Origin of the sequence: Escherichia sp. UTM R2 (assembly GCF_048593455.1) — a bacterium.
Taxonomy (GTDB): domain Bacteria; phylum Pseudomonadota; class Gammaproteobacteria; order Enterobacterales; family Enterobacteriaceae; genus Escherichia; species Escherichia coli.
The window spans coordinates 2411666-2429974 of the sequence record NZ_JBFWDY010000002.1 but is presented as its reverse complement, the minus strand read 5'-3'; the positions used below and the strand labels follow the sequence as shown (position 1 = coordinate 2429974).

Sequence of the window (18309 nt, the reverse complement as noted above, 5' to 3'; positions counted from 1 at the left end):
CTGATGAGCAGACCGGACTGGGGGGCGTTGCAGCAGGAGTATATTGCTGAATACACCCGCTCCGGTATATCTCCGGTGGCATGGTGTGAAGCAAGGGGACTGAATTACGCAACAGCCCGTCGTTACATCAAAAAAACTCCGAAAAATGCGCAGACAGAAATGTGCAAAACTGCGCAAAAAAGTGCGCAGAAAAAATCTGCGCAGACTGCACAAAAGCGGAACGAAAAATCTCAGGAAAAAAAGCCAGTATTCGATGCGGGCCTGAATGAGGGCGACGCGGAGGAATTTTCGTTCTGTCCCGATGAATTCGGCATTTCTGACCAGCAGGCTAAGTTTGCGATGCTTGTTGCTCAGGGTAAAAAGCCGACAGAGGCGTACCGACTAGCCGGTTATGAGGGGCAAGGTGCGACAGCTAACAGCAACGCCAGTCGTATGCTTAGAAATGCCAGGGTTTTTCGCGCTATCAGCTACTTCCGCAATCAGTACCAGAAACGCTATACCGCAGACCTGGATTTACTAGTGAGTCAGTTGATGGCTATTGTCCTGGCCGACCCCAATCAGCTTGCACAATTTCGCCGTGTTAACTGCCGTTATTGCTGGGGCGAGAATCATCTCTACCAGTGGCGCGATATAGCAGAATTCGACAAGGCAGCGGCGCAGGCTTCCAGAGATGGCAAACCCGAACCGGAATATGGAGGCCTCGGCTTTGTTGATAACGCCATACCCAATCCGGACTGCCCGAAGTGCTGCGGTGAGGGAACGGGACAGCTTTATATGGCTGATACCACTCTGCTTGATGGGGATGCGCGGCAATTATATGCAGGGGCAAAATTCGGAAAATTCGGCGTTGAGATCCTGCTGGAGGATAAGGCTGCCGCCCGGCGTGAATTGTTGCGTTTGTTTTCTGCTGGCGGGGCTTTATGTGCAGATAAACGGCTACAGGAACTGGAAATTGAACGGCGCAGAATGGAAAACCAGAAGCTGCGCAAAGAGATCGAAACGGTGGAAGATAATGAACATCCCCAGCCTGTGGCGATCAATATTAATGTGGTTGATGCCAGAGTAAGGAGTGATGAAGATGATCTCTCCGACGCTTAACCGCACTGCTATTAACAGCATGTTTACCAGTCTCTCCGGAGAGCTGAACGAGCTGGCAATTTATGAGGCTGGTTATGCGTGGCTGGACGATTAAGGGCAAACCTGCCAGTGGTCGAGCCGTATTATCTCAGGAACAGGACGGCATTAAATCGCACACCCACAGCGCCAGCGCATCCAGTACGGATTTGGGGACGAAAAACACATCGTCGTTTGATTACGGCACTAAATCCACGAATAACACCGGGGCGCATACCCATAGTGTTAGCGGTACGGCTGCTTCAGCCGGTGCACATACCCATTCGATGACATTTGTTTCAGGTGGTTCCAGTGGTGCTCCGGGAAGTGGAGCATCTGATTATTCTAAATACAGTGTTAACACTTCTTCTGCAGGCGCTCATACGCACTCTGTATCGGGTACTGCTGCAAGCGCAGGTGCACACGCACATACTGTGGGTATTGGTGCTCATACGCACTCGGTTGCGATTGGCTCACATGGACACACCATCACCGTTAACGCTGCTGGTAACGCGGAAAACACCGTCAAAAACATCGCATTTAACTATATTGTGAGGCTTGCATAATGGTATTCAGAATGAGTGAACAACCACGGACCATAACAATTTATAATCTGCTGGCCGGAACTAATGAATTTATTGGTGAAGGTGATGCATATATTCCGCCTCATACAGGTCTGCCAGCAAACAGTACCGATATTGCACCGCCAGATATTCCGGCAGGCTTCGTGGCTGTTTTCAACAGTGATGAGGCATCGTGGCATCTCGTTGAAGATCATCGGGGTAAAACGGTTTATGACGTGGCTTCCGGCGACGCGTTATTTATTTCTGAACTCGGTCCGTTACCGGAAAATGTTACCTGGTTATCGCCGGAAGGGGAGTTTCAGAAGTGGAACGGCACAGCCTGGGTGAAGGATACGGAAGCAGAAAAACTGTTCCGGATCCGGGAGGCGGAAGAAACAAAAAACAACCTGATGCAGGTAGCCAGTGAGCATATTGCGCCGCTTCAGGATGCTGCAGATCTGGAAATTGCAACGGAGGAAGAAATCTCGTTGCTGGAAGCATGGAAAAAGTATCGGGTATTGCTGAACCGTGTTGATACGTCAACTTCACAGGATATTGAATGGCCAGCACTGCCGTAGGGTAAAACATATAAATTCTATAATTAGATGTATCTTTCCATTTACGGCAAGGAAGGGGGCTTGGAAGACGTAAAGCATCTCACACCGAGATTATTTTTTATATGTCAGGTGTCTGAAGTTTTGCTTTGGCTCTTAAAATGGTTTGCCGCGAGGTTTTGAATTCCCGGGCAATGGCACTTATACTTACACCTGACTTAATTCGTTCGAATACCACCTGTTTCTGTTCTTCATTTAACACAGGTGGTCGACCAAAACGTTTCCCTGCGCCGCGGGCTCTTACTATCCCGGAATGAGTGCGTTCAAGTAAAAGGTCTCGTTCAAATTCAGCGACTGCTGAAATTACTTGCATCATCATTTTTCCTGTTGGACTGGTCAGGTCAATGCCCCCCAATGCTAAGCAATGCACTCTGATACCTGTTTCGGTCAGTTGTTCCACTGTTTTCCTGATATCCATTGCATTACAACCAAGGCGATCCAGTTTTGTCACAATCAATTGATCACCACATTTCAGGCGAGCAAGCAACCGGTTAAAACCAGGACGCTCACTGGTTGCTGCTGAGCCACTAATGTGTTCTTCGATTATTTGCTGAGGTTTGATTTTAAAACCTGCACTTTCGATTTCCCGGCGTTGATTTTCGGTGGTCTGATCCAGCGTTGATATCCGACAGTAAGCAAAAATTTGAGACATAGTGAGACTCTATACGAAATTGGTGTTCATATCATAATGCATCTCAGAAAATAATTATGATTATTTTTGTGCATATTTGTATGTACACGTTCGAAAATAAACGAATGCGTATGCAACCCCGTAATTTTGGTGAGACCCAAAATCGATTTTGTGAAAAATGGCTTTAACTCGGTTTGTTTTTCGAGTTCCGGGCGGACTCAAGGAAGAAGAATAGTGTTGCGTGTTATTTTAACCAGATTTCAAGTTGTTTGGTCGTGGAAAAGTGGAGCAAAATGTTGTTAAAGTGGAAAAATGATAAAAAAGTAAGTTTATTATATTACATTTTACCATTTAAATTTTGGTTGTCTTTAAGAACTGATATCGCTGTTTGTAATAATTCTTTGTTATCCAGCCATGATTTTTTCTTTATGTTTCCTTCAATGTAATCAAGCAATGTTCTGGTATTGATAGGTCTTCCCTGTTTTGCTACTTCCACTACAGCATCCCCTAGGATAATTCTTACTTCAGGAAGCTGCGCAGGGAACCACTTTAGGGTGTCTTTTGATTTCATGAAGATATTCCTTAAAATATTATTGATTTTCATTGCGATATTGTATGTCTGATTCAGGATATGTTGACTTATACATCGGTTTTGTCTGGGTTATTGGATATGCCAATCCCTAATTTTATTAGGGCATGACTAAAAATGCTGAATATGATAAGGAGAGATGTGATTATCAGTATGCTGTTCATATAACCTCGAATTAGTAATGTGTTATATATGATATAGTTGACAATTTTTATCTTGGGTGTTCTTAAAGTTCGTAGATAAACATTGTCGTTTCAGGTATACAGGAATGCTAACAGGTGGCAGCAAAAATCAGGCGGTTTATGGCGCAAGCTGAAGCGGCAACTGCAAACTATCTTATGCAGAGACTCTACACGGATTGGGTTTAAAAGTATACATAGATAACAGTTTTTATCTGAAGAAGAAAAATATCAAGGTGATATAGCCTATATGCCTATGATGCGGAGGAATGAATGTGATGGGAGTGATGTATCTGAATAGTTGAAAAACCGCAGTCACGTCGTATGCAAGAACGTGCTGCGGTTGGTTTGACTTTGATTGAGACGTTTTGGAATTTTTTTTTGTGGCAAAAATGGGGCAAAACGCTGCAAAAGGGGCAAAAAAGGGGCAAAAAAAGAGTGGATTATCGTAGTTTATTGTTCTCGCTGATGATGTTTAACACATTGAAAAATAAGTAAAACACTTATGAGTCAGATAGTTGTGATTTTTGCCCTTACTTGTTCAGGTTGTATTGTTCTTTCTTACTAATTTCTTGATTTTGCGACATTTAAAAGCGACTCAATTCGTTATATGGCATCAGAAGAGTATGCGTCATGCCGGAACGCCCAGCATAAGAAATCTGATATAAAAACTGTGGCGTGTATGGTACGGATTAGAGGGGAAAATGTCAGCACATTTGCGAAATGAATCAAAAAGCCCGCAGCAATGTGCGGGCGTTAGTGTCAGCGCACAACCAGCACGGAGCACTCTGCGTGACGCACTACAGCTGCGGCGTTGGAACCGAGCAGATAAGTGGTGATATCCGGTCGATGGGAAGCAATGATGATCATATGAGCGGGGATCTTCTTCGCCAATTCCAGAATGCGGTCTTTGGGCGAGCCTTCCTCAACATGGACATGCACTCTGTCGGTTGGCAGTTTAAATTTTTTAATGATCTCTTCCAGTTGCGATTTGGCTTCCGCTTTCAGGTCATCCATTGCCGGTAATTCTGCGGAATACGCTAAACCCAGAGAGGCATAGTAGGGCAGTGAAGGTATTACCGTCAGGAAATGAACCTCTGCATCATCAATCTTTGCCTCTGCCTCAACGTGGCTAATCACGCGTTGAGTTAATTCTGAATCGGAAATATCGATAGGGACAAGAATCGTTCTGTTCATAAAACCTCCTGTTTTAGTATCCGCATAAAGTGTAACGCCAGATGACACTTTTTGTGTAATGACGGAGTTCACATTTTTAATTTAGATCAAAGGAGGAAGAATAAGCAGAAAAAGCCCGCCATAACAGCGGGCAGGAGGATTTAGAACTGATAAACCAGACCTAAAGCGACAATATCATCGGTAGAGATGCCATTGGCAGCGTAGAAGCTGTCATCTTCATCCAACAGGTTGATTTTATAGTCAACGTAGGTGGACATGTTTTTATTGAAATAGTAAGTCGCGCCAACATCGGCGTATTTAACCAGATCTTTATCATCAACACCTGCCGGGTTGTCTGCACCACCCGCAGCGTGCAGGTCACGGCCTTTAGACATCAGGAAAGAGACTGCCGGACGCAGACCAAAATCAAACTGGTACTGTGCAGTGACTTCAAAATTCTGGGTTTTGTTTGCCACAGCATAATCGCTGTCGCCAAACGGGGTCATATTACGCGTTTCTGAATACATGGTTGCCAGGTAAATATTGTTAGCATCGTATTTTAGCCCAGCAGTCCACGCGTCTGCTTTATCACCACCCGCCGCAGTATGGTTAACCTGGTCATTGGTGCGGTCAGAAGAGGTGTATGCCGCACCAGCGCTAAAGCCCATGCCTAAATCATATGTTGTGGAAAGACCCCAGCCGTCACCGTTTTCATGGCGAACATCACGTCCGTTGTTGGTGCCTTCCTGACCATTACTGGCTCCTTCGTTGTTACCTTGATACTGCACCGCGAAGTTCAGACCATTTACCAGACCGAAGAAATCAGTATTACGATAAGTCGCGACGCCATTGGCTCGACCAGTCATAAAGTTGTCTGCATTGGTATAAGAGTCACCGCCAAATTCAGGCAGCATATCGGTCCAGCCTTCGATGTCGTACATTACGCCATAATTACGTCCGTAATCGAAAGAACCGTAATCTGCAAATTTCAGCCCGGCAAATGCCAGACGGGTCCATGACTGGTTTTTTGAAGATTCAGTGTTGTTTGCCTGAATATTGTATTCCCATTGACCGTAGCCAGTGAGTTGATCGTTAATTTGGGTTTCGCCTTTAAAACCCAGACGCGCATAGCTCTGGTCGCCATCTTTCGCTGAATTATCAGAAAAATAATGCAGGCCATCAACTTTGCCATACAGATCTAATTTGTTGCCGTCTTTATTATAAACTTCGGCTGCATGTGCAGCACCTGCGGCGAGCAGGGCAGGAATTAAAAGTGCCAGTACTTTGCTTTTCATTGAATAAATCCTTTAGTTATTTTATTTGCCTTTTATCCCCATTTCGGGGAGTGAAAACATCCTAAAGGAGAAGTTCAGTTAGCCGATAAATATCATTTGTTACGCCTTAAGTAAAACCTTAATCAAATAATTCCTCTGAAATGATAATAAGTCTGGTGAATGTATCGAAGATAATACATACAAAATAAAAATTATACTTTTAATTTGCTATACGTTATTCTGCGCGGGTTATATGCCTTTATTGTCACAGATTTTATTTTCTGTTGGGCCATTGCATTGCCACTGATTTTCCAACATATAAAAAGACAAGCCCGAACAGTCGTCCGGGCTTTTTTTTTAGAATTGGATAATCCTTATCCAGAGCATTTAATCGGTGTTGCTTTTTTCCGCTTTTCCGGCCATTTGTGCCAGGAAGTCATAGCGTTTTTGCAAATCAGCTGCAGCATCTTTCCATAACTGTTCTGCCACTTCTGGCTGCTGCGAATTCAGCCGACGGAAACGTTGCTCGTGAAGTAACGTTTCTTCCAGTGCTTCTGACGGCGGGCGTGAATCCAAGGCCAGCGGCAGTTTGCCTTCATCGGCACGACGCGGATCAAAGCGATATAGCGGCCAGAAGCCGGTAGCTGTGAGTTGGCGCATCTGGTCGTGGCTGAGTGCCAGATCGTAACCATGCTCTTCACACGGGCTATAAGCAATGATCAGCGATGGCCCCGGATACGCTTCCGCTTCCTGAATCGCTTTCACCGTCTGGTTCAGCTGCGCGCCGAGAGAAATCTGCGCCACATAAACATGACCGTACATCATCATACTGACGCCAAGATCTTTACGCGCTTTACGTTTGCCGTGCTCGCCAAATTTAGTTACTGCACCCAGCGGTGTCGCTTTCGACGCCTGACCACCGGTGTTGGAATAGCATTGCGTATCCAGCACCAGAATGTTGACGTTTTCCGTCAAACTCAATACATGATCCAGACCGCCAAAGCCGATATCGTAAGCCCAGCCATCACCACCAATCAGCCAGATTGATTTTTCCACCAGTGCATCTGCATCACGTAGCAGTTCATGTGCTTCGGCAACATCGTTGAGTTGCTGGCGTAAAGCTGCAACCTGTTCACGACGAACCTCTGGCGTGGCGTCTGATTTCAACGCCGTCAGTAATTCCGCCGGGATTTTATCGGCAAATTGATCCAGCAGACGCAGCACGCGGACACGGTGTTGATCGACCGTCAGGCGGAAACCAAGGCCAAATTCGGCATTATCTTCAAATAGAGAGTTCGCCCATGCCGGCCCACGACCGTTGGCATCGGTGGTATACGGTGTAGAGGGCAGGTTACCGCCATAAATTGAAGAACAGCCAGTGGCGTTAGCGATCAACATCCGGTCGCCATAGAGCTGAGTCAGTAATTTAATATACGGCGTCTCGCCACAACCGGAGCAAGCACCTGAATATTCAAACAGCGGTGTAATCAGCTGCGATGTACGAATATCAATACGTTCCAGTTTGCTACGGTCGATTTCTGGCAGGTTGAGGAAGAAATCGTAATTGATTTTCTCTTCTTCGACATGTTCCAGGCGAGACATCATATTGATGGCTTTAATCTCTGGATTCTGACGGTCTTTCGCCGGGCAAACTTCGACGCACAGGTTACAACCGGTGCAATCTTCCGGTGCCACCTGCAAGACATATTTCTGCCCGCGCATATCACGCGATTTCACATCCAGCGAATGCAGGCTGGCAGGGGCGTTTTCCATCGCTTCAGGCGGCACCACTTTTGCGCGAATAGCTGAGTGTGGGCAAGCGGCAACGCAGTGGTTACATTGGGTACAGAGTTCCTCTTTCCAGATGGGGATCTCTTCGGCGATATTGCGTTTTTCCCAGCGCGTAGTGCCCATCGGCCAGGTGCCGTCTGGCGGCAGCGCCGAAACGGGGAGGGCGTCACCAAGCCCGGCGAGCATCGCAGCGGTTACGGTTTTCACGAAATCAGGGGCGGCATCGGAAACCACTGGCGGTCGATTGGCGCTGTGCGGATTTACCGGTTGCAACGGAACTTCTTCTACGGATTCACGCGCCAGCGCCAGAGCCTGCCAGTTGCGTTCCACCAGATCCTGGCCTTTGCTACTGTAACTTTTGGCAATCGCACCCTGCAATTCTGCGAGGGCGCTATCGCCAGGCAGAATTTGCGTCAGATGGAAAAAAGCCATCTGCATGACGGTATTAATACGGGCCGCCAGGCCACATTCGCGGGCGATTTTCGCCGCGTTAATCACATAGAAGCGCGCTTTTTTCTGGTTTAACACGGCCTGAACTTCTTGCGGCAAGCGCGACCACACTTCATCTGCGCTGTACGGTGTGTTGAGCAGGAAAATGCCGCCAGGTTTTAAACGCTCAGCCATCTGATATTTATCGATAAACTGCAACTGGTGGCAGCCAACAAAATCAGCCTGGGAAATGAGATAAGCGGAACGAATCGGCTGTTCGCTCACTCGAAGGTGAGAAACCGTCAGGCCGCCCGCCTTTTTGGAGTCGTAAACAAAATAGCCCTGTGCGTACCACGGCGTGGAATTACCGATAATCTTGATATTGTTTTTGGTCGCGGAAACGCTGCCATCACTACCAAGGCCATAAAACAAGGCTTCCAGTTTCGCCGAGTTTGGCAGGGTGTTTTCCGGCAACGGCAGTGACAGATTAGTCACATCATCGTAAATACCAACCGTAAAGCGCGCTTTCGGTTTAGCCGCGTTGAGCTCGGCAAATACCGCCAGTACACAGTCCGGGCCAAATTCTTTGGATGAAAGACCATAGCGCCCACCAATGACACGGGGCAGAGTTTCGCGCTCGCCATTATTAAAGGCTTCTGCCAGTGCGGTCATCACATCCAGATAGAGCGGTTCTGCCTGGGCACCGGGTTCTTTGGTTCTGTCCAGTACCGCCACGCTGCGTACGGATCCCGGCAGAGCTTGCAGTAAATGTTTAGCGGAGAAGGGGCGGTACAGGCGAACTTTCAGCACGCCGACATTTTCGCCACGGGTTAGCAATTCATCAATCACTTCTTCACAGGTGCCAATGGCAGAGCCCATCAGGATAATCACCCGTTCCGCTTGCGGATGCCCGTAATACTCAAACGGCTGATACTGACGACCTGTCGCGGCAGCGAAATCATTCATCGCCTGTTCAACATGGTCATAGACCGCGTTGTACCAGGGGTTGGTGGCTTCGCGAGACTGGAAATAAGTGTCAGGATTGGCGGACGTACCGCGGATCACCGGATGTTCCGGGTTGAGCGCCCGGGCGCGATGAGCATCAATTTCGGCCTGCGGCATGAGATCAAGAATAGTGTCATCGGCCAGCGGGACAATTTTATTGATTTCGTGGGACGTGCGGAAACCATCAAAGAAATGAATAAATGGCACGCGGCTTTTCAGCGTCGCGATGTGCGAAATGAGAGCAAAGTCTTGCGCTTCCTGGACGTTTGCCGCACACAACATCGCGCAACCCGTCTGGCGCACCGCCATGACGTCGGAATGATCGCCAAAAATAGAGAGTGCATGTGTGGCAACGGTACGTGCCGCTACATGCAGGACAAACGGTGTGAGTTCGCCTGCCAGTTTGTACAGCGTCGGGATCATCAGCAGCAAACCCTGCGATGACGTAAACGATGTTGAAAGGGCACCCGTCTGCAAAGCGCCATGCACGGTAGCGATAGCACCCGCTTCCGACTGCATTTCAACCACGCGTGGTGTGTCTCCCCAAACGTTCTTCAAGCCGTTTCCGGCCCAGGCATCAGCCTGTTCTGCCATCGTGGAACTGGGGGTAATAGGGTAGATGGCGATAACTTCACTGGTGCGAAACGCCACCGAAGCAACCGCGCCATTACCGTCAATAGTAATCATATGACACCCTTACATTGCGCAAATGAGGGGCGCACGAAATTGCTGCGCGCCCAGTAGTAATCTTTCAATTTTAGCAAATGGCTTTCTTCTGCATTTTCGCTTTTGTGTCCCCCACATCAGCGTAATGAATGTTTTGATCAAACAGAGGGCAAAAAAATAGCCATAAAAAAGTAAAAATGCGGGGCAACGCGCAGGACAGCTCTCGACGTCGCCCTCTGTGCTGCCTATTATTTATGGCGGTGTCGTTTGGCTTGAAGATCAGAGGAAGAAGAGATGCGAGCAGCGTTTTGGGTAGGGTGTGCCGCTTTATTGTTGTCGGCGTGTAGTAGTGAGCCTGTTCAGCAGGCGACTGCGGCGCACGTAGCGCCAGGTTTAAAAGCGTCGATGTCCAGTAGTGGAGAAGCAAATTGTGCAATGATCGGCGGTTCGCTTTCTGTTGCCCGTCAACTGGATGGTACGGCGATTGGGATGTGTGCATTACCCAACGGCAAACGCTGTAGCGAACAGTCACTTGCCGCCGGGAGCTGTGGCAGCTATTAATTCATTAAATCCGCCAGCTTATAAGTTAATGTCTGTTTCGCGGTCGCCAGCGTTAACTGGTTCGCGGTCAGATCCACTTGTGCACCTTCTTTCAGCATTTCGCTAATGGTGTTATCGAGTTCATTAAGCTGCGGGTTAGCGCACATCATACGGGTCATTGCCAGCCCTTTGGCTGTCAGTTCACCATTAGACAGTTTGCCTTCACCGCTAAAGCGGTTACACATGCTGCCGGAAATCATCATTTTTTCACCAAAGCTGATTTCTGGCGGATTTTTATCGCTGGTCACGGGCTTACCGTTTACGCTTTCCAGCACAAAGCGATGATGCTGTAGCTGTTCTGGCGTAACAGCAATTTTGTCATTACTTACACATCCCGCCATCAGCAGGCTTAGCGCAACAAACGCGGCTACTTTCTTCATTGTGGTTCTCAATTACAGTTTCTGACTCAGGACTATTTTAAGAATAGAGAATGAAAGGTCATTGGGGATTATCTGAATCAGCTCCCCTGGGTTGCAGGGGAGCGGCAAGATTAAACCAGTTCGTTCGGGCAGGTTTCGCCTTTTTCCAGATTGCTTAAGTTTTGCAGCGTAGTCTGAGAAATACTGGTCAGAGCTTCTGCTGTCAGGAATGCCTGGTGCCCGGTAAACAGCACGTTGTGGCAGGCAGACAGGCGACGGAATACGTCATCCTGGATCACGTCGTTGGATTTATCTTCAAAGAACAGATCGCGTTCGTTCTCATACACGTCCATACCCAACGAACCAATTTTCTGATTTTTCAGCGCTTCAATTGCTGCCTGAGAATCAATCAATGCACCGCGACTGGTATTGACGATCATCACGCCATTTTTCATCTGATCGAAGGCGGCTTCGTTCAACAGATGGTAGTTTTCCGGTGTCAGCGGGCAGTGCAGAGAGATAACGTCTGATTCAGAGAACAGGGTTGGCAGATCGACATACTCCACACCGAGTTCCAGCGCCGCTGCACTTGGATACGGATCGAACGCCAGCAGACGCATACCAAAACCTTTCAGAATGCGCAGCATCGCCACACCGATTTTACCGGTACCGATAACGCCTGCCGTTTTGCCATACATAGTAAAGCCGGTCAGACCTTCCAGAGAGAAGTTAGCGTCACGGGTACGCTGATACGCGCGGTGAATACGGCGGTTCAGCGTCATCATCATACCGATGGCGTGTTCAGCAACGGCCTCTGGATCATAGGCTGGAACACGGACTACTTTCAGCCCCAGTTCTTTTGCCGCGTCAAGGTCGACGTTATTGAAACCGGCACAGCGCAGGGCGATATATTTAACGCCGTGCTTTTTCAGCTCTTCCAGCACCGGGCGGCTGCCGTCATCGTTTACGAAAATACATACCGCTTCGCAGCCATTGGCAGTTTTAGCGGTTTTTTCCGTCAGCAGAAAGTCAAAAAATTCCAGCTCAAAGCCAAAGGACTCGTTCACCTGTTGCAGGTACTTCTTGTCGTACTGTTTTGTGCTATAAACGGCGAGTTTCATAAGACTTTCTCCAGTGATGTTGAATCACATTTAAGCTACTAAAAATATTTTACAAAATTTCAAATATAATTGAAAGCTATGGCGATATTGAAAAATTCATCAACAACTATGCTTAGTGTAGGCGCAACCTTCAACTGAACGGTTAAACATGCCACAATACCCGTATTGAATGCTTAATTTTTCGCTAAATCAGGATATTAACTACCCATGCTGGGTAAATATAAAGCCGTTCTCGCGCTGTTATTACTGATTATTCTTGTGCCGTTGACGCTGCTGATGACGCTCGGGCTGTGGGTTCCCACGCTGGCGGGCATCTGGCTACCGCTCGGGACACGTATTGCATTAGATGAAAGCCCACGCATTACGCGTAAAGGTTTAATCATTCCCGATCTCCGTTATCTGGTGGGAGATTGTCAGCTTGCGCATATCACCAACGCCAGCCTTTCACATCCCAGCCGCTGGTTATTGAACGTCGGCACGGTAGAACTTGATTCTGCTTGTCTGGCGAAATTGCCGCAGACGGAGCAATCGCCAGCTGCTCCAAAAACCCTCGCGCAGTGGCAGTCCATGCTGCCTAACACCTGGATCAATATCGATAAACTGATTTTTTCTCCCTGGCAGGAATGGCAGGGAAAACTCTCTCTCGCATTAACCTCTGATATCCAGCAACTGCGTTATCAGGGCGAAAAAGTTAAATTTCAAGGCCAGCTGAAAGGGCAACAACTTACAGTCAGCGAACTGGATGTCGTCGCGTTTGAAAATCAGCCGCCGGTTAAACTGGTGGGGGAATTTACTATGCCGCTCGTGCCGGATGGACTTCCTGTAAGTGGGCATGCTACTGCGACGTTAAACTTGCCGCAGGAACCGTCACTGGTGGATGCAGAGCTGGACTGGCAGGAAAATAGCGGGCAATTGATTGTGCTGGCACGGGATAACGGCGATCCGTTGCTCGATTTGCCGTGGCAAATTACTCGTCAACAATTGACCGTAAGCGATGGTCGCTGGAGTTGGCCGTATGCAGGTTTTCCTTTGAGTGGCCGACTGGGTGTCAAAGTCGACAACTGGCAGGCAGGGCTTGAGAACGCTCTGATCAGCGGACGACTGAGTGTGCTGACCCAGGGGCAAGCGGGTAAAGGCAACGCGGTGCTAAATTTTGGCCCAGGAAAATTAAGCATGGATAACAGTCAGCTGCCTCTGCAGCTGACCGGTGAAGCGAAACAGGCGGACCTGATTTTATATGCCCGTTTACCTGCGCAGCTAAGTGGAAGTCTGTCTGACCCAACGCTGACCTTTGAGCCAGGCGCGTTACTTCGTTCAAAGGGAAGAGTCATCGATTCGCTGGACATCGATGAAATCCGCTGGCCTTTAGCGGGTGTAAAAGTCACCCAACGTGGTGTTGACGGACGTTTGCAGGCCATTTTGCAGGCGCATGAAAATGAACTGGGCGATTTCGTGCTGCATATGGATGGGCTGGCGAATGATTTTCTCCCTGACGCGGGCCGCTGGCAGTGGCGCTACTGGGGAAAAGGCAGTTTTACACCGATGAATGCCACCTGGGATGTCGCAGGAAAAGGTGAATGGCATGACAGCACGATTACGCTGACCGACCTCTCCACCGGTTTCGACCAGTTACAATACGGTACGATGACGGTAGAAAAGCCGCGATTAATTCTCGACAAGCCCGTCGTCTGGGTACGTGACGCACAGCATCCCTCCTTCAGCGGCGCGCTGTCACTGGACGCCGGGCAAACGCTGTTCACTGGCGGCAGTGTGTTACCGCCATCAACCTTAAAATTTAGCGTCGATGGGCGCGATCCGACGTATTTCCTCTTTAAAGGCGATTTACATGCTGGTGAGATTGGCCCGGTTCGGGTAAATGGTCGCTGGGACGGTATTCGTCTGCGCGGTAACGCCTGGTGGCCAAAACAATCACTGACTGTATTTCAGCCGCTGGTGCCACCCGACTGGAAGATGAACTTACGCGATGGTGAACTGTATGCTCAGGTTGCATTTTCTGCTGCGCCTGAACAAGGATTCCGCGCGGGAGGACACGGCGTGTTGAAAGGCGGTAGTGCCTGGATGCCAGATAATCAGGTTAACGGTGTCGATTTTGTCCTGCCTTTCCGTTTTGCCGATGGAGCCTGGCATCTGGGGACTCGCGGCCCCGTTACGTTGCGAATTGCCGAAGTGATTAATCTGGTGACAGCGAAAAATATTACGGCTGATTTGCAAGGGCGTTATCCGTGGACTGAAGAAGAACCCTTGCTGTTGACTGATGTTAGCGTCGATGTGTTAGGCGGTAACGTACTGATGAAACAATTACGTATGCCGCAACATGACCCGGCGCTGTTGCGGCTGAATAATCTCTCATCCAGCGAACTGGTTAGCGCCGTCAATCCGAAACAATTCGCCATGTCCGGGGCATTTAGTGGTGCATTGCCGTTATGGCTAAACAACGAAAAATGGATAGTGAAAGATGGTTGGCTGGCAAATAGCGGGCCAATGACCTTGCGGCTGGATAAAGACACCGCAGATGCGGTGGTGAAAGACAATATGACTGCGGGTTCAGCAATTAACTGGTTGCGCTATATGGAAATTAGCCGTTCATCGACAAATATTAATTTAGATAATCTCGGTTTATTAACCATGCAGGCCAACATTACAGGTACCAGTCGCGTTGATGGTAAAAGCGGTACGGTAAACCTTAATTACTATCATGAAGAGAATATTTTTACGCTGTGGCGCAGTTTACGCTTTGGCGATAATCTCCAGGCATGGTTGGAGCAGAACGCACGTCTGCCGGGAAATGACTGTCCGCAAGGAAAAGAGTGTGAGGAAAAACAATGAAAATTTTACTGGCTGCGTTGACGTCATCTTTTATGCTGGCTGCCTGTACGCCGCGTATTGAAGTCGCTGCGCCCAAGGAACCGATCACTATCAATATGAACGTTAAAATTGAGCATGAGATCATCATCAAGGCAGACAAAGATGTCGAAGAGCTGCTTGAAACTCGTAGCGATCTTTTCTGAGGCGATGATGAAGAAAACATTACTTTTTTGTGCGTTTCTTGTTGGGCTGGTAAGCAGCAATGTAATGGCATTGACTCTGGATGAAGCCAGAACTCAGGGGCGGGTAGGTGAAACATTTTATGGTTATCTGGTTGCGCTGAAAACGGATGCTGAAACAGAGAAATTAGTAACCGACATTAATGCCGAACGTAAAGCGAGTTACCAACAACTGGCAAAGCAAAATAATGTGTCTGTAGATGATATCGCGAAACTCGCCGGGCAAAAGCTCGTAGCTCGGGCCAAACCGGGGGAATATGTACAAGGGATAAACGGTAAATGGGTGCGAAAATTTTAATAGCAAAACCGCAATATCGGGATAACGCTACAGGAGAAAGCGATTGATCTATTTTCCTGAAACAAGGTGAATATTCAAAAACTCCTGTCAAATTGCCTTTCGCCCTGAAAAATGCATAGTCAAATATCTGTTTTAACTAATTGGCGTTGCAGTACACACAACGCCAATTAGTTAGCGGAATTTACGTCGATACTCGCCTGGCGTCATCCCAAAGCGTTGCTTAAATACCGTTGAAAAATGACTCTGGTCAGAAAATCCCCAATGAAAGCCGATGCCTGCCAGTTTTTCATCATCTGCGGCATGGCGAATCGCATCTGCACAAAAATCGAGACGACGGTTACGAATATATTGCGCGACTACCAAACCTTTATCGGCAAACATTCGGTACAAACTACGTACTGACATACCTGTCTCTCCGGCTATCCACTCCGGGCGTAATATCTCTTCGCGAATATTATCGTCTATCAACGTAACCACTTTTTGAAACTGACGTTCACGACGAGGTTGAACAGATTCCCGCTGATGAAGTACCGGGCGAAGCAGACACACCATCGCCTGTAGCGCAGCTTCACTTTCTGTTTCAGAAAGTGCCGGATTATTCATGCTCTCCTGTAACAGGCGATGACTGAGTTGCACCATGGGTAAGTCAGCGTCCAGTCTTTCTGCGCAGACAGGTTTTTGATGGGGAAAATATTGTTCCAGCAGAGTGCGTGGCAAAAGTAATGAAATCTGTTTAGAAGACTCCTGCCAGTAAAGCGAACAGGGGCGTGAGGCATCGAGTAACGTAATATCGCCAGCGCCAATCTGCACCTGACGCTCATCCTGCTCCATTATTGCCTGACCACTAAGTTGAAAAACGGTGTAAAACCAGGCATCGTCGCTGCCTTTTATTTCCTGCCAGGTGCGGTATAAATTCACTCCGTTGGTTGTCACGGTACTCAGCTTTAGTCCTTTGGCAAAATGCGTTTCCAGTACACCCGTGTAACGCTCAGTCAGCAGGCGTCCGGTAAAATTTCCGCATACCTGATTGATTTGGGAAAGCCATTGCTGAAACTCATTATCCACTGCGGGGTTCATGGCACGTTTTCGCTCTGTGAAATGTATTTTTATTGTTGCATTTGTGTTGCAATAAACGAAGCTAATGAGCCTGACTATAGGAAATAAGTCTTGTCAGGCATAGAGACATAAGCGGTTATTGTCACGATTTGCGGAGCTTGTCACAGCTGACAAAGCGAATGTCACAGCGAAAAAAGTGACTTTTCTTGTCGCTGCGTACACTGAAATCACACTGGGTAAATAATAAGGAAAAGTGATGACAGAGCCGCATGTAGCAGTATTAAGCCAGGTCCAACAGTTTCTCGATCGTCAACACGGTCTTTATATTGATGGTCGTCCTGGCCCCGCACAAAGTGAAAAACGGTTGGCGATCTTTGATCCGGCCACCGGGCAAGAAATTGCATCAACTGCTGATGCCAACGAAGCGGATGTAGATAACGCAGTCATGTCTGCCTGGCGGGCCTTTGTCTCGCGTCGCTGGGCCGGGCGATTACCCGCAGAGCGTGAACGTATTCTGCTACGTTTTGCTGATCTGGTGGAGCAGCACAGTGAGGAGCTGGCGCAACTGGAAACCCTGGAGCAAGGCAAGTCAATTGCCATTTCTCGTGCTTTTGAAGTGGGCTGTACGCTGAACTGGATGCGTTATACCGCCGGGTTAACGACCAAAATCGCGGGTAAGACGCTGGACTTGTCGATTCCTTTACCCCAGGGGGCGCGTTATCAGGCCTGGACGCGTAAAGAGCCGGTTGGCGTGGTAGCGGGAATTGTGCCATGGAACTTTCCGTTGATGATTGGTATGTGGAAGGTGATGCCAGCACTGGCAGCAGGCTGTTCAATCGTGATTAAGCCTTCGGAAACCACGCCACTGACGATGTTGCGCGTGGCGGAGCTGGCCAGCGAAGCTGGTATTCCTGATGGCGTTTTTAATGTGGTCACCGGGTCAGGTGCTGTATGCGGCGCGGCCCTGACGTCACATCCTCATGTTGCGAAAATCAGTTTTACCGGTTCAACCGCGACGGGAAAAGGTATTGCCAGAACTGCTGCTGATCGCTTAACGCGTGTAACGCTGGAACTGGGCGGTAAAAACCCGGCAATTGTATTAAAAGATGCTGATCCGCAATGGGTTATTGAAGGCTTGATGACCGGAAGCTTCCTGAATCAAGGGCAAGTATGCGCCGCCAGTTCGCGAATTTATATTGAAGCGCCGTTGTTTGACACGCTGGTTAGTGGATTTGAGCAGGCGGTAAAATCGTTGCAAGTGGGACCGGGGATGTCACCTGTTGCACAGATTAACCCTTTGGTTTCTCGTGCGCACTGCGACAAAGTGTGTTCATTCCTCGACGATGCGCAGGCACAGCAAGCAGAGCTGATTCGCGGGTCGAATGGACCAGCCGGAGAGGGGTATTATGTTGCGCCAACGCTGGTGGTAAATCCCGATGCTAAATTGCGCTTAACTCGTGAAGAGGTGTTTGGTCCGGTGGTAAACCTGGTGCGAGTAGCGGATGGAGAAGAGGCGTTACAACTGGCAAACGACACGGAATATGGCTTAACTGCCAGTGTCTGGACGCAAAATCTCTCCCAGGCTCTGGAATATAGCGATCGCTTACAGGCAGGGACGGTGTGGGTAAACAGCCATACCTTAATTGACGCTAACTTACCGTTTGGTGGGATGAAGCAGTCAGGAACGGGCCGTGATTTTGGCCCCGACTGGCTGGACGGTTGGTGTGAAACTAAGTCGGTGTGTGTACGGTATTAATCTGGTTCGCTCATAAGTAAAAAA

Annotated in this window: 17 protein-coding genes and 1 pseudogene; 9 read left to right on the top strand and 9 right to left on the bottom strand. The window is 48.5% G+C overall.

The genetic code is table 11. The features are described from left to right. Window positions 1–3: 3 nt before the first annotated feature. The 3 genes and pseudogenes from AB4H76_RS12545 (at window position 4) to AB4H76_RS12535 (ending at window position 2254) form a co-directional block, all read left to right on the top strand. A complete protein-coding gene (locus AB4H76_RS12545; protein WP_000089447.1) occupies window positions 4–1098 on the top strand; it encodes a terminase small subunit in 1095 nt (364 codons plus the stop codon). Between the two features lie 74 nt (window positions 1099–1172). Beyond that, a pseudogene (locus tag AB4H76_RS12540) lies at window positions 1173–1679 on the top strand (tail fiber protein); the annotation flags it as partial. After that, window positions 1679–2254, top strand: a complete 576-nt coding sequence (locus AB4H76_RS12535; protein WP_001351719.1) for a tail fiber assembly protein — start codon at window positions 1679–1681, stop codon at window positions 2252–2254. The pseudogene AB4H76_RS12540 and the gene AB4H76_RS12535, both read left to right, overlap by 1 nt. A gap of 97 nt (window positions 2255–2351) precedes the next feature. Here the strand turns inward: AB4H76_RS12535 and AB4H76_RS12530 are convergent, their stop codons facing one another. The 3 genes from AB4H76_RS12530 to AB4H76_RS12520 all read right to left on the bottom strand — a co-directional run bounded on the left by AB4H76_RS12530 (window position 2352) and on the right by AB4H76_RS12520 (window position 3674). Then, window positions 2352–2942 (bottom strand): recombinase family protein, encoded by a 591-nt coding sequence (locus AB4H76_RS12530; RefSeq protein ID WP_000078178.1) that lies wholly within the window; start codon window positions 2940–2942, stop codon window positions 2352–2354. A gap of 316 nt (window positions 2943–3258) precedes the next feature. After that, window positions 3259–3492: a cold shock protein YdfK gene (ydfK, locus tag AB4H76_RS12525; protein WP_000836768.1), complete on the bottom strand. Its 234-nt coding sequence runs from the start codon at window positions 3490–3492 to the stop codon at window positions 3259–3261. Window positions 3493–3560: 68 nt separating this feature from the next. Then, entirely contained in the window at window positions 3561–3674 is a 114-nt protein-coding gene (locus AB4H76_RS12520) for a YnaM/YnfT family protein (protein WP_120795384.1), read from the bottom strand. Between the two features lie 339 nt (window positions 3675–4013). Between AB4H76_RS12520 and AB4H76_RS12515 the strand changes: the two genes are divergently transcribed. Beyond that, complete coding sequence (locus AB4H76_RS12515) at window positions 4014–4187, top strand: hypothetical protein (protein ID WP_001157925.1); 174 nt, start codon at window positions 4014–4016, stop codon at window positions 4185–4187. A 264-nt stretch (window positions 4188–4451) separates the two neighbouring features. On the opposite strand, the gene uspF is transcribed toward AB4H76_RS12515, so the two are convergent. The 3 genes from uspF to nifJ all read right to left on the bottom strand — a co-directional run bounded on the left by uspF (window position 4452) and on the right by nifJ (window position 10051). After that, window positions 4452–4886, bottom strand: a complete 435-nt coding sequence (uspF, locus tag AB4H76_RS12510; protein WP_001295593.1) for a universal stress protein UspF — start codon at window positions 4884–4886, stop codon at window positions 4452–4454. Between the two features lie 140 nt (window positions 4887–5026). Further along, the gene (gene ompN, locus AB4H76_RS12505) at window positions 5027–6160 is read right to left on the bottom strand and encodes a porin OmpN (RefSeq protein ID WP_000837924.1); all 1134 of its coding nucleotides are present in this window, start codon (window positions 6158–6160) and stop codon (window positions 5027–5029) included. Between the two features lie 366 nt (window positions 6161–6526). Then, window positions 6527–10051, bottom strand: a complete 3525-nt coding sequence (gene nifJ, locus AB4H76_RS12500; protein ID WP_000628174.1) for a pyruvate:ferredoxin (flavodoxin) oxidoreductase — start codon at window positions 10049–10051, stop codon at window positions 6527–6529. A 273-nt stretch (window positions 10052–10324) separates the two neighbouring features. Between nifJ and AB4H76_RS12495 the strand changes: the two genes are divergently transcribed. Continuing rightward, window positions 10325–10591, top strand: coding sequence for a DUF333 domain-containing protein (locus AB4H76_RS12495; RefSeq protein ID WP_001295715.1), 267 nt, complete (start codon window positions 10325–10327; stop codon window positions 10589–10591). Here the strand turns inward: AB4H76_RS12495 and hslJ are convergent. Then, window positions 10588–11010, bottom strand: coding sequence for a heat shock protein HslJ (gene hslJ, locus AB4H76_RS12490; RefSeq protein WP_001298828.1), 423 nt, complete (start codon window positions 11008–11010; stop codon window positions 10588–10590). The two genes, AB4H76_RS12495 and hslJ, sit on opposite strands and share 4 nt — an antisense overlap. A 110-nt stretch (window positions 11011–11120) precedes the next feature. Continuing rightward, complete coding sequence (ldhA, locus tag AB4H76_RS12485) at window positions 11121–12110, bottom strand: D-lactate dehydrogenase (RefSeq protein ID WP_000762229.1); 990 nt, start codon at window positions 12108–12110, stop codon at window positions 11121–11123. 207 nt (window positions 12111–12317) lie between these two features. On the opposite strand from ldhA, the gene AB4H76_RS12480 reads away from it, so the two are divergent. The 3 genes from AB4H76_RS12480 to AB4H76_RS12470 are packed head-to-tail and all read left to right on the top strand — an operon-like array spanning window position 12318 to window position 15473. Further along, on the top strand, window positions 12318–14957 hold the full coding sequence (locus AB4H76_RS12480; protein ID WP_024243334.1) for a YdbH family protein: 2640 nt from the start codon (window positions 12318–12320) through the stop codon (window positions 14955–14957). Further along, window positions 14954–15139, top strand: a complete 186-nt coding sequence (locus tag AB4H76_RS12475; protein ID WP_000698141.1) for a YnbE family lipoprotein — start codon at window positions 14954–14956, stop codon at window positions 15137–15139. Before AB4H76_RS12480 ends, AB4H76_RS12475 begins: the two co-directional genes overlap by 4 nt. Window positions 15140–15143: 4 nt before the next feature. Further along, a complete protein-coding gene (locus AB4H76_RS12470) occupies window positions 15144–15473 on the top strand; it encodes a YdbL family protein (protein WP_001345059.1) in 330 nt (109 codons plus the stop codon). A gap of 171 nt (window positions 15474–15644) precedes the next feature. Here the strand turns inward: AB4H76_RS12470 and feaR are convergent, their stop codons facing one another. Next, the gene (feaR, locus tag AB4H76_RS12465; protein ID WP_001067523.1) at window positions 15645–16550 is read right to left on the bottom strand and encodes a transcriptional regulator FeaR; all 906 of its coding nucleotides are present in this window, start codon (window positions 16548–16550) and stop codon (window positions 15645–15647) included. Window positions 16551–16785: 235 nt separating this feature from the next. Here feaR and feaB point away from each other — a divergent pair, with 235 nt between their 5' ends. Beyond that, on the top strand, window positions 16786–18285 hold the full coding sequence (gene feaB, locus AB4H76_RS12460; protein ID WP_000138622.1) for a phenylacetaldehyde dehydrogenase: 1500 nt from the start codon (window positions 16786–16788) through the stop codon (window positions 18283–18285). Window positions 18286–18309: the final 24 nt, after the last annotated feature.